This is a genomic window from Flavobacterium faecale, from assembly GCF_048320115.1.
GTDB lineage: Bacteria > Bacteroidota > Bacteroidia > Flavobacteriales > Flavobacteriaceae > Flavobacterium > Flavobacterium faecale_A.
Genome location: NZ_CP182943.1, coordinates 3,375,803 through 3,387,891 on the forward strand (window position 1 = coordinate 3,375,803; position 12,089 = coordinate 3,387,891).

The 12,089-nt window shown below is 32.8% G+C and carries 10 protein-coding genes; all 10 read left to right on the top strand.

Annotated elements, in window-relative coordinates:
* Positions 1-201: 201 nt before the first annotated feature.
* The 10 genes from ACNH59_RS14015 (at position 202) to ACNH59_RS14060 (ending at position 12,074) form a co-directional block, all read left to right on the top strand.
* Positions 202-591: a DUF1398 domain-containing protein gene (locus ACNH59_RS14015; RefSeq protein ID WP_418263147.1), complete on the top strand. Its 390-nt coding sequence runs from the start codon at positions 202-204 to the stop codon at positions 589-591.
* 162 nt (positions 592-753) lie between these two features.
* A complete protein-coding gene (locus ACNH59_RS14020) occupies positions 754-1,191 on the top strand; it encodes an acyl-CoA thioesterase (RefSeq protein WP_418263148.1) in 438 nt (145 codons plus the stop codon).
* Between the two features lie 129 nt (positions 1,192-1,320).
* Positions 1,321-1,620 carry an HPF/RaiA family ribosome-associated protein gene (locus tag ACNH59_RS14025; protein ID WP_418263149.1) on the top strand — a complete coding sequence of 100 codons (300 nt, stop codon included), beginning with the start codon at positions 1,321-1,323 and terminating at the stop codon, positions 1,618-1,620.
* A gap of 187 nt (positions 1,621-1,807) precedes the next feature.
* Positions 1,808-3,142, top strand: a complete 1,335-nt coding sequence (locus tag ACNH59_RS14030; protein WP_418263150.1) for an MATE family efflux transporter — start codon at positions 1,808-1,810, stop codon at positions 3,140-3,142.
* 132 nt (positions 3,143-3,274) lie between these two features.
* Positions 3,275-4,093, top strand: a complete 819-nt coding sequence (gene panB / locus ACNH59_RS14035; RefSeq protein WP_418263151.1) for a 3-methyl-2-oxobutanoate hydroxymethyltransferase — start codon at positions 3,275-3,277, stop codon at positions 4,091-4,093.
* Position 4,094: 1 nt separating this feature from the next.
* Entirely contained in the window at positions 4,095-4,784 is a 690-nt protein-coding gene (locus tag ACNH59_RS14040; RefSeq protein ID WP_418263152.1) for an RluA family pseudouridine synthase, read from the top strand.
* Between the two features lie 63 nt (positions 4,785-4,847).
* Positions 4,848-6,200, top strand: a complete 1,353-nt coding sequence (locus ACNH59_RS14045) for a DUF5723 family protein (protein WP_418263153.1) — start codon at positions 4,848-4,850, stop codon at positions 6,198-6,200.
* 158 nt (positions 6,201-6,358) lie between these two features.
* Entirely contained in the window at positions 6,359-7,114 is a 756-nt protein-coding gene (locus ACNH59_RS14050; protein WP_418263154.1) for a nitroreductase family protein, read from the top strand.
* 24 nt (positions 7,115-7,138) lie between these two features.
* Positions 7,139-7,894 carry a hypothetical protein gene (locus ACNH59_RS14055; RefSeq protein ID WP_418263155.1) on the top strand — a complete coding sequence of 252 codons (756 nt, stop codon included), beginning with the start codon at positions 7,139-7,141 and terminating at the stop codon, positions 7,892-7,894.
* A gap of 652 nt (positions 7,895-8,546) precedes the next feature.
* On the top strand, positions 8,547-12,074 hold the full coding sequence (locus ACNH59_RS14060) for a PAS domain S-box protein (RefSeq protein WP_418263156.1): 3,528 nt from the start codon (positions 8,547-8,549) through the stop codon (positions 12,072-12,074).
* Positions 12,075-12,089: the final 15 nt, after the last annotated feature.

Consider the following 12,089-nt stretch of genomic DNA (forward strand, 5'->3'; position numbering starts at 1 on the left):
TAAATTACTGACATTTCAATTATCATTGACATACTTATTGTCATAAGTCGTCTTTTGCTGTAATTTGGGATTCAGGATTGAGGAATTAGGATTCTGAGGTCTATCCACTAATCTTTAACACTTAACTTCTCCCCCCAAGCAACATCATTCTTTTTTTAAAATTGATTTTTACAGTATATTTGTTTTTCAAAAAATCAAACTATGTTCACCCTTTCCCAAATTAAAACAGCATACGAAAAAGTTCAAACAGGTGCTGACTTCCCAATTTACATTAAAGATTTAATTCAGCTTGGCATTCAAGGCTACAATACAATGGTTAGCGATGGTAGTGTCGATTATTTTGGAGCCAATGAGTATTCAGTTAGTACAGAAAAAAAATATGACAAACTCACTATAGCTCCAGCAGCTAATAAAGAACGCTTCATTGAATTTTTAGTCATGCATCAAGATGGTCAAACAGATTATTTTACCTTTTGTAAACAAGCTGCTCAATGTGGTATTGCGAAATGGCAAATAGATATTATAGAAATGGAGTGCACCTATTTTGATCTTTTAGACAATGCAGTTGTGATAGAAAAAATTCCTGTTTAAACAAGATTCAAATACAATAGCTATTAAAAAGCTTGAATTTCATTTCGCAAAATGAATTCAATTTCTAATTTTTCAGAAAACATGCTTGAATACTATAATTCTATTTAGTATATTTACCTTAGACCTTGAACGGAATAATAACTATACACCAGTAAACAGATTATGACTTCTTTTTGCAAAAGATTATCCTTCCGATGGTCAGATCTTGACCCCAATTTTCATGTTCGTCATAGCGTTTACTACGACTTTGGAGCGCAACATCGTATCGAAATTTTAGACAGCCTAGGACTCACTATGAACGTTTTTCAAGCACTACATTTTGGTCCTATAATTTTTAGAGAAGAATGTGTTTTTAGGAAAGAAATTAAACTCTCGGATATTATTGCCATACATACTAAAGTGAGTAAAATGAAACCTGACGCTTCTCGGTGGACTATTGTCCATGAGTTGCGTAATGAAGAAGATCAACTAGTTGCTACCATAACTGTTGACGGTGCTTGGATGGATACCAAACTCAGAAAACTAGCAAACCCCACACCCGTGGCTGTTTTACAAGCTCTTTCTATTTTTCCTAAAAGTGAAGATTTCACTGAACTTTAATACCCAATTGCAAGGTCTTTTTTGAATAAATTCCGTAAATTTGAATAGAAGCATTTCTATACAAATATTGCAAATCGACTTCAAACCAATCCAAAATAAAATACGATATTAACCAATAATTATATATTTATGGAATCAACTATTCAATTTGTACACTCTGAAAGAAACAAAACCGCCGAACATATTGTCACTAAAAAATTAGATTCCTTAACAAACCATTTTGATTGGGTCATCCGAGCGAGCGTCATCTTTAAAGAAGAAAAACATTCTCACGGAAAAGGAAAAATATGTGAAATTACCCTAAGTTGTCCTGGCCCAAGAATATTTGCAACCTCAAATGAAACCTCTTTCGAAATTGCAGCCGCAGAGACAGTTAAAGATATTGAAACCCAGCTAAATAAAAGAAAAAGCGAGATGAAAACGTATTAATATTGGTTGTATTAACGGCTATTTTCGCTTTATAAAATCAAAAATAATATACAAATCGGATGAACTTCAGCAATCTTATTAAGAGATGGTTGAAGTTCATTTTTATTTAAAACCAACTACATTTGCATTTTTAACCTATAAGAAAATCTAAATAATCTTTTTTTTTTCTTATACGTATGCCACTAAAATGACAAAACATAAATTAGTTGACATGACTTCGGGGCCAATTGCCCCACAAATCATCAATTTCACAATCCCATTAATTATTGGTAATTTTTGTGTTTTAACTTATAATGCCACTGACTCTATAATCATCGGGCGTTATGTGGGAGCCAATGCACTTGCCGCATTGGGAGCTGCTAGTCCTGTCATGAATATTATGCAATTTTTCATTATTGGAATCTGCCTAGGGATGTCCATATTAATGGGGAATTTATTTGGTGCAGGTGATGTTTCAAAACTCAAAAGGGAAATCAGTACATCCTTAATTTCAGGCGGAATTTTTACATTTTTACTGGTGATATTAGGCTATCATTTTTCAAAAAAAATACTTTTATTAATTAATACTCCCATTGCTATTTTATCAGATGCAACGAGTTATTTACGAATCATATTTACAGGCTTTATCTTTACCTTTATTTACAATATTTATGCTTCTACCTTACGAAGCATGGGAAACTCTAAAATCCCGCTTTACTTTTTAATTTCATCAGCCGTACTGAATGTTTTTATGGATTTACTGTTGGTCGTAGTCTTTAAAAAAGGCGTTGAAGGCGCTGCTTATGCCACGGTAATAGCTGAAGCCTTATCGGCACTATTTTGCATCGCTTATGTCTATTTAAAAATTCCGATGTTAAAATTCAAGTTTAATGAGTTTGTTTTTGACAGAAGTTTGTTCCGAGAAACGGTGAGTTACAGTTCAGTGGCAGCTATGCAACAAATCACCTTGCATATTGGAAAATTCCTCATTCAAGGAGCGGTAAATCCACTCGGAATTTACACCATTGCAGCCTTCAATGCTGTTACTCGTATTGATGATTTTGTGATGATAGTACAACAAAATATTGGTCATGGAACCACTGTCTTTTTGGCCCAAAATAACGGAGGTGGCAAAAAAAACAGAGTTAAAAGAGGATTTATAACGGGCTTAAAAATGGAAGTCATTTACACCCTTTTATTCTCCGTTATTATTTTTGTATTTGCTAGGCCATTAGTCGGTTTATTTGTTGATCAACAAGCCGATGAAGTTATCGAATCTGGTGTCGATTATTTAAGAATAATGGCACTTTTATACCTATTACCGGCTGTAACAAATATCATCCAAGGTTATTTCCGTGGGTTAGGTAAAATGAAAATTACTCTTGGCGCTACCTTTGTCCAAATTGTTGCCCGAGTGATTGCTGCCTATCTTTTAGCAGACCATTTCGGTATAGAAGGATTAGCTATGGCTTGTTTGGTAGGTTGGATTTTCATGCTGGGTTATGAACTTCCCTTATTCAAAAAAACCTGGAAAGATCATTAATTCTAGACTAAAAAAATCATTTCTAAAACAGTAACACAGCAGACAAAAAGTAGTTTCATTGAAAGACAAAACCATTTTTTTGTTTGATACGCTTTTGTTTTACTACTTTTACACCTCCAAAACAGCATTACTATGTCAACAGCAAAAAAAGATTACAAAAGAGTTACCACAAAGTCCTTAATCGACATGAAAGAACACGGAGAAAAAATCTCCATGCTTACTGCATATGATTATACGATGGCAAAAATTGTTGACACTGCTGGTGTTGATGTGATCTTGGTAGGTGATTCAGCATCCAATGTGATGGCAGGACACGAAACCACCTTACCCATTACCTTAGACCAAATGATTTATCATGCATCTTCGGTTGTACGAGCGATTGAAAGAGCCTTGGTTGTCGTTGATTTACCCTTTGGTAGTTACCAATCAGACCCTAAAGAAGCTTTACGTTCCGCTATTAGAATCATGAAAGAAAGTGGAGGTCACGCGGTAAAACTGGAGGGTGGAAAAGAAATCAAGGATTCAATTAAAAAAATCCTGAACGCTGGTATTCCTGTGATGGGACATTTAGGATTGACCCCACAATCTATTTACAAGTTTGGGACCTATACCGTTCGTGCCAAAGAAGATCAAGAAGCTGACAAACTAATGGAAGACGCGAAACTGTTGGAAAAATTAGGATGTTTTGCTATTGTACTAGAAAAAATTCCAGCACATTTAGCTGAAAAAGTAGCCAAAAGTATCTCCATACCTGTAATCGGAATTGGAGCTGGTGGAAATGTCGATGGTCAAGTATTAGTGATTCATGACATGCTAGGGATGAACAATGAATTTAGCCCCCGATTTTTAAGACGTTATATGAATTTATACGAAGGCATGACTGCCGCCATAGGACAATATGTGACCGATGTAAAATCACTTGATTTCCCTAACGAAAAAGAACAGTATTAAATTGAAAATACTATCCAATAAAGACAACTTACAAGTCCTTCACGAGGACAACCACATTATTGTCATCAACAAACGTGTGGGTGACATTGTGCAAGGTGATAAAACAGGCGACAAACCGCTTTCTGAAATTGTCAAAGAATATATTAAAGTAAAATACAACAAACCAGGCGAAGTTTTTTTGGGTGTGGTACATCGTTTGGATCGTCCTACTTCAGGAATTGTCGTATTTGCTAGAACAAGCAAAGCACTTACACGTTTAAACGAACTTTTTAAAAATAGAGAAACTCAAAAAACCTATTGGGCGGTAGTGAAAAATAAACCACCACACCAGCAGGACAAATTGGTTCATTTTTTAAAAAGAAATGAGAAAAACAATACCTCCAAGGCCCATTTAAAAGAAGTTCCAGATAGCAAAATAGCCAGTTTGGATTATAGTATTATCAAAGAATTGAACAACTACTTTGGACTTGAGATTAATTTACACACGGGAAGACACCACCAAATTAGAGCGCAGTTAGCCGCTATAGGCTGTCCTATAAAAGGTGATTTAAAATATGGCTTTGACCGAAGCAACCCTGACGGTGGGATTCACTTGCATGCCCGAAAATTAATCTTTACGCATCCCGTTAGTAAAGAAAACTTAACATTAATTGCACAAACGCCTAATGACATTATTTGGAATGCAATTTAAAAAAAAAGTGTAAATTTGCTTACAAATAAAAAACAAAAAAAATATAAATTAAATTTCATCTGTATGAAAAAAAAATTGCTTTTCGTTTTTGGATTATGTGCTTTTAGCATGTCTGCTCAAGACCATTTTTCGGGATTAAAAAATTCTAATAAAATTGGTATTTTTAGCGCTAGCAGAAACCCTGCTGAACTTTCTAATTTAGGTTCTAAATACGATATTAATCTTTTCTCCTTTAGTATCAGTGCCTCTAACAACAAAATAGGTTTTCAAGACCTTATCAACTCTGACAGCGACATTGAAGAATTAGTATTTACTGGCTCAGAACCAATCAATTTGCGTATTGACGCTGAGGTGTACGGACCAGGTTTCGCTATGAGATTAAACAAATGGGCTTTTGGTGTTACAACTAAAACTTATGTAAAAGCTAATTTTGTTGACATTGATTCTCAATTAGGTAAAGCTATTATTGATGGAAACGATACAGCTATTTTAAGTGCAACCCTTTTAGAAAGCAAATACAACCAACGTATGAATGCTACGACTTGGGGAGAATTAGGGTTTACTGTTTCTAGAAATTTATTCGAAACTGAAAAACATAAATTCAATGGTGGTGCTTCTGTCAAATTATTGTTTCCTGGTGCTTATGCGAACGTGGGTATCGATAAATTCAAAGGTCAAATTAACTACCAACTTAACGGAACAACTCCTACTGCTTATTTAAACGGTATTGATACCAATTTGAATATTGCATATTCAGGAAATTTATCAGACAACAGCGATTTTTCAAAATCACTTTTAGGAAAAATGAACGGCGTCGCTCTTGATTTTGGAGCAAACTACCAATTGAAAGACAAAGAAGGTTACAAATTAAACACAGGAGTTTCTGTTAAAAACATTGGATCCATGACTTTCAAAGATTCTGGAAATTCTTCAACCAATTATGCCTTCAAAATACCTACTTACTCTCCTACCAATCCTGGACTTGATTTAAATCAATTTGAGGATGTTGAGGGTGTAAAAGAGGCGGAACAAATTTTATTAGCGTCTCCTTATTTAACTAAAAAACAAGGACAATCAGACATCAAAGTTAAACTGCCTACAGTATTCTCTGCTTATGCTGATGTGAAAATTATACCTAAATTATTTGTATCACTATATACACAACAAAAATTAGGAAATGATAACGACAATGACCAAGTTACCACTCAAAATGTAGTTTCAGTAACACCACGTTTCTCATTGATTAATTTTGAAGTTTTCTCTCCTTGGGCTAGCAATGAAATTTCTGGTACTACTGGAGGTTTTGGATTGCGTTTTTACGGATTCTATCTAGGTTCAAGTTCAATTGTAACAGCGGTAATTAACGACTCTAAACAAGCTGATTTCTATATGGGATATCGTTTAGCTTTGCGATAATTTATCTCGTAATGGGAGACACTAAAACTTAATTTTATAAAACTCCTAACTTTATAGTTTCAAAAAATTCCCTTAAACTGATTAATTGGTTATCCAAATAAAATCAGTTTAAGGGTTTTTATTTAAAAAACCTTTAGATTACTTTTACAGTCCATAAAATGGAAAACGATAGATACATGGAATTCACTAATGAAAAAACAGTAAGCGAAGCAATAAAATATAGGCGCTCTATACGTGTCTTTAAAAAAGAAGCTATAGATACTGAAAAAGTAAAAGAATGCATCCATCTAGCATCCTTAGCTCCTACTAGTAGCAATATGCAACTTTGGGAATTTTATCATGTATGTTCACCTGAAAAATTATTACAGATTACCGAGGCCTGTTTTTTTCAAAACGCTGCTAAAACAGCCAACCAAATGGTAGTAGTCGTTTCTAGAAAAGATTTATGGAAGAAAAGAGTGGCTGCTAACATCCAATTTTTAAAGAAGTCATTCGGTAACAAACCCGAGTCAGAATACAGTAAAAGAGAAAAGTTTGCTTTGTATTATTACCAAAAAATTGTTCCTGGACTTTATTTTGATTTTATTGGAATTCTAGGTTATATTAAATACCTCTATTTTCATATTTTAGGTTTTTTTAAACCTACCTATAAAGAATCCAGACGAAGCGACATGCGCATTGTAGCCCAAAAAAGTGCAGCTCTTGCGGCTCAAAACTTTATGATCAGCATGGCGTCCATCCATTACGACACCTGTCCGATGGAAGGTTTTGATTCCAAAAGAATTAAAAAAATTCTAAACATTGATCGTGCTGCGGAAATTAATATGATTATCGCCTGCGGAATTCGAGAGGAAAATGGCGTTTACGGCGAACAATTTCGTATTCCGATGGACGAAATTTATTTTAAAGTTTAATTACAGAAAGAAGAAAATCCCCAAATGACACACATCACAGACCGAATCGAGTTTATCAAGCAAAACGGGTATCAACTAGATTTTGAAACTATTTTCACCAAGGTTTTTGCAAACTATAAAAAAATAGCCATTTATGCTGGTTTAGTACTTTTTGTATTTGGTATTCTACTAATTGCACTCATTTACGGTGGTATGCTTTCGTATTTTGGTATCGAAACCGTGACCGATATGCTAAAACCTGAAAACTTACAAGCTCAGAATTTTTCCAAGGAATTTCTAATTATCTATTCGGCTTCAGCGATTTTGTTTACCGCAATGATTAGTCCTTTTACGGCTGGATTTATAAAAATGGCTTACAGCGCTGATCAAAACGAAGAGTTTCATGTAAGCACTATTTTTGAATTTTACAAACCATCCTATTTTATTCCCCTTTTTACAGCTACCTTTATCATTACACTAGTCAATACTGGAATATCATCAGCCTTAGAGCTAATAGGTCTTTCTTTTGTTGGAACCATAATGACCATGCTTGTCTCCTTTTTTACCTTGTTAGCCATACCCTTAATTATCTTTGGAAAATTAAATGCCATAGAAGCCATTCGTAACAGTATCATGGTGATTTCTAAACAACCTTTTACCATCATTAATTTAACTGTAGTTTCAATATTGGCATCCCTTGTGGGACTTCTAGCTTTTTGTATCGGAATCATTTTTACTATTCCATTCGTATATTCTTTATACTATATTCTTTACAAAGAAATAATTGGATTTGAACAATAAACTCATTTTGTGATACTTACAAGGATCACAGTTGTAATTAAAATCCATAAATAGAGATTAGAAAGTTTTTTTTTCTTAAATTTCATCTTTATAATGGCAAATCATTGAAACTTAAATACCACCTATGTTTTTTTGCTATCTATTTGTATATGAATTCATTTCACATATATCATCCATTTGTTGGAATATAATACCATTAGGTATTAATTATTTTTCACCTTTGGACAATATTCCTATTGAAAAAAGTTTTTTTAGAACGATTGCGGTATTTTTTACCATTATCATTTTTGTGTTTTTATATATCTATTTCAGACCCAAAACAATACTTAGACCTCAATTTTCGGAAAGTTATATTAATGAGCTTTCAAAAAATCAAGAATACCAGCTCTATTTTCTTTACATTGGTGTTTTCTTCGTTGTTTTTGAATCCATTTTAGAAATATTCAAAATAAGACCTCAGAGTCTTTTTATAACCAATTTTAGTATTGGAATTTCGTTATCCTTATTCTATTATGCTAGTAAGAAAATTAATTTTTTATTCAAGCATACCCATCTAATATTCAAAATTTTATATTGTCTATTTTTACTAAACATCACTAAGAACATTGTAAATAATCCTCAAGACAGCATTCCATACATCGGGTTTGTATTAATGTTTCTGTTTTCATACAGTATTTTTAAGCCTATTCGCTCCTATTGGTATTTCGTCGCTTATGTTTTTGTGATTTTATCCCAATTGTATCTTTTTGATTTACTTCCTTCTAAATCGTTTATCGTACTATTTAACTACAGTTTAATTGTACTTTGTGTTAATATCATACGTCATATTACTTTTTTAAACATTCGTAATGAATTTCGTTTTTCTAATGAAATTGTTCATAAGGGAAATTCCTTAACGATTGCTATTAACAAAAACAAAGAAGTCATTTTTTGTAGTGAAAGTATCTTTTCTATTTTGGGTTACACCAGCAATGAAGTAATGGGTTTACAATTTTTGGAATTAACCCAAAGTCATGAGTTGTTAAATAATATTTTCGATAAAGATTTTAAGCAAGAAAAACTCTATCTCAAAAATATTAAATGTAAAAATGGCAGTTATAAATACATTCAATGGAATTTACAAAAATATTCAGATGAGTTATTTATTGGCGTAGGTCAAGATGTTACAGAGCAAATTAGAATTCAAAAATCCTATGAAAATTTAGTAGAATCTGCAAATGACATTATTTTTGAATTAGACCGTTTCGGAAATTACATTTTTATCAACAAATATTCTGAAACCATTACTGGATATAGTCTTCAAGAACTCTACAGTTCTAATTTTAAAAAACTTATTCGCGAGGACTACAGGGAAACGGTCATAAATTTTTACAGTCATCCTGCCGATAATCTTAAAAACTACCCTCTTTTAGAATTCCCTTTAATCAGAAAAAATGGCGATGAAATTTGGGTATCTCAAAAGGTGGCTATCAACCGTAACGAATCGGGTAAAATCATAGGTTTCTATGCGATTTCTCATGACATCACCTTCATGAAAAACAATGAAAAGGAAAAAACAAACCAACAAATTAAAAATCAAAAATACAGCTCAGCACTTAAAATTTTTACCGAAAAATGCTATTCGAATGATGAAGGGCTCAACTCTAAATTAAAATCAATTCTAGAATTAACTGCCAAAACAGTTAAAATAGAAAGAGTAAGTTTTTGGAATTATAATGACGCACAGATTGACTGCTTGTACCTTTATTGCAAATCTGAAAAAAGCTTTAAGAAAGAAGCCTCCCTAGTCAAAAGTAAATATCCAAACTACTTTTCGATTATTGAAAAAAAACATCAAGTCGTTGCTTCTGATGTGTATGCTAACCAACTCGCCTTTGAGTTTTGTAATGATTATTTTCCGCAAAATAACATTGTTTCACTCCTGGACACACCTGTCATTATTGATGGAGTACTAAAAGGAATCCTATGTTTTGAAGCCACACAAAAAATTCACAACTGGGACAACCAAGACATTAATTTTGCACGTTCCATTTCAGATATTATAGCAATTGCATTTGAATCTAAACTGAGATTAGACATTGAAGCTAAACTTAGATACAAAAGTGAATTATTAGCAGCAATGACCATTTGTACTGAAAAATTTCTAATTAGTAAAGACATTGATGATATCTTCTCTAATATTTTAATTTTGATGGGAAAAACTACCCAGTCTCATCGCGCCTACTATTACAAATCAAACTTAGAGGATAAAACCATAAGTCAAAAATATCGTTGGATAAAAAATGCGGAAAAACTCACTGAAAACAATCCAAAACTTCAAAATATTCCATTTGAATATTTTGAAAACTTATTGCACCCTTTATTAGACAACAAAATATATAATGCAAAAATTTCTTCTATTTCTAACCAATCGCTTAAAGACAAATTAATAAATCTAAACGTCGTATCCTTAATCTTATTCCCTGTTTTTGTCAAAAACAAATTTCATGGTTTTTTAGGTTTTGACGACACGAATACCGAAAGAGATTGGTCCGAAGATGAAATCAACATCTTGCAAACTCTTGCCAAAAATATTTCCGCATCTTTAGAACGTATTGATTCAGAAAATGCTATTTACGAAAATGAACAAAAGTTCCGATTATTAGCCAACAACATTCCTGGAACAGTTTACTTATCTGAAAATGACCATGACTTTACGAAGCTTTACTTAAATGACGAAATAAAAAAATTAACCGGTTATAAGAAAAAAGACTTTCTTAATAAGAAAATCATTTTTACCGACTTAATTCACCCTGAAGATGTAGAAAGTGTTTTAGCCGATTCAGCCGATAAACTAGCCAAGGCAGAGCCTTTTCATTATACCTACCGAATCATCAAAAAAAATAAGGAAATAGCATGGGTAGAAGAGTTTGGAGATGCAGTAATCAAAGACGGTAAAATTGCCTATATCGAGGGAATTATGCTTGATATCACCAAACGAAAAGAAGCCGAAAAAGCAGTTGAAAGACAAAAATATGCAGAGGCAGCCAATCTCGCTAAATCAGAGTTCCTCGCCAATATGAGCCACGAATTGCGAACGCCTCTCAATGGAATCATAGGTTTTACTGACCTATTGATGAAAACCCGTTTAAGTGACAACCAACTCAAGCACATGGTAACCGTCAATCAATCCGCTAATTCCCTATTAGGAATTGTGAATGACATCTTAGATTTTTCTAAAATAGAAGCCGGAAAACTCGAATTATATGTTGAACGCGTGGATATCAAAGATTTACTGAACCAAATTATAGATTTAATTTCGTATGAATCCAATCTTAAAAATATTGATTTACAATTACACATTGCCTCCAATGTGCCAAAATATTTTTGGATTGATAATGTGCGTATCAAGCAAATACTAATTAATCTATTGTCCAATGCAGTCAAATTTACGCATCATGGTTTTGTAAAATTAGAGGTGACCAACCTCAAAGCAATCAATAATTCTAAAAGCCAAATTCGTTTTACCGTCAAGGATTCAGGAATTGGTATCTTAGAACAGAACAAAGACCGCATTTTCAATGCCTTTTCGCAAGAAGATAGTTCTACAACTAAAAAATTTGGAGGAACAGGATTAGGACTAACAATATCCAACAAACTCCTTAGTTTAATGAACAGTCAATTGGAATTAGACAGTAAAATCAATGTAGGAAGTACTTTTTATTTTGATTTAGAAATAAAAACAACCAATATAACTGATGGTTCAGAAAACTTAAATATTGAAGAAACAGAAAACAATCACCTTAATAATTTAAAATTTCTAAAAAACAAAAAGCCCACCATCATGCTTGTTGAAGACAACAAAATCAACATGCTATTACTTAAAACAATACTAAACAATATTTTTCCAAAAGCTTCCATACATGAAATCCAAAATGGTCAAGAAGCTATAGAACAATTTGAAAAAATCAGCCCTGATATTGTTTTTATGGACATTCAGATGCCTGTAATGAATGGATACGAAGCCACTAAAGCCTTGAGAGAATTAAAATCAGGTATTAATACCCCTATTATTGCCATCACTGCAGGTGCTGAAAAAGAAGAAAGAAACAAATGTATTGAGATAGGAATGAATGACTATATATCAAAACCCATTATAAAAGGAATTATAGAAGAAAAACTTGCACAATGGTTAAAATAATTTAAAAAAAATTCC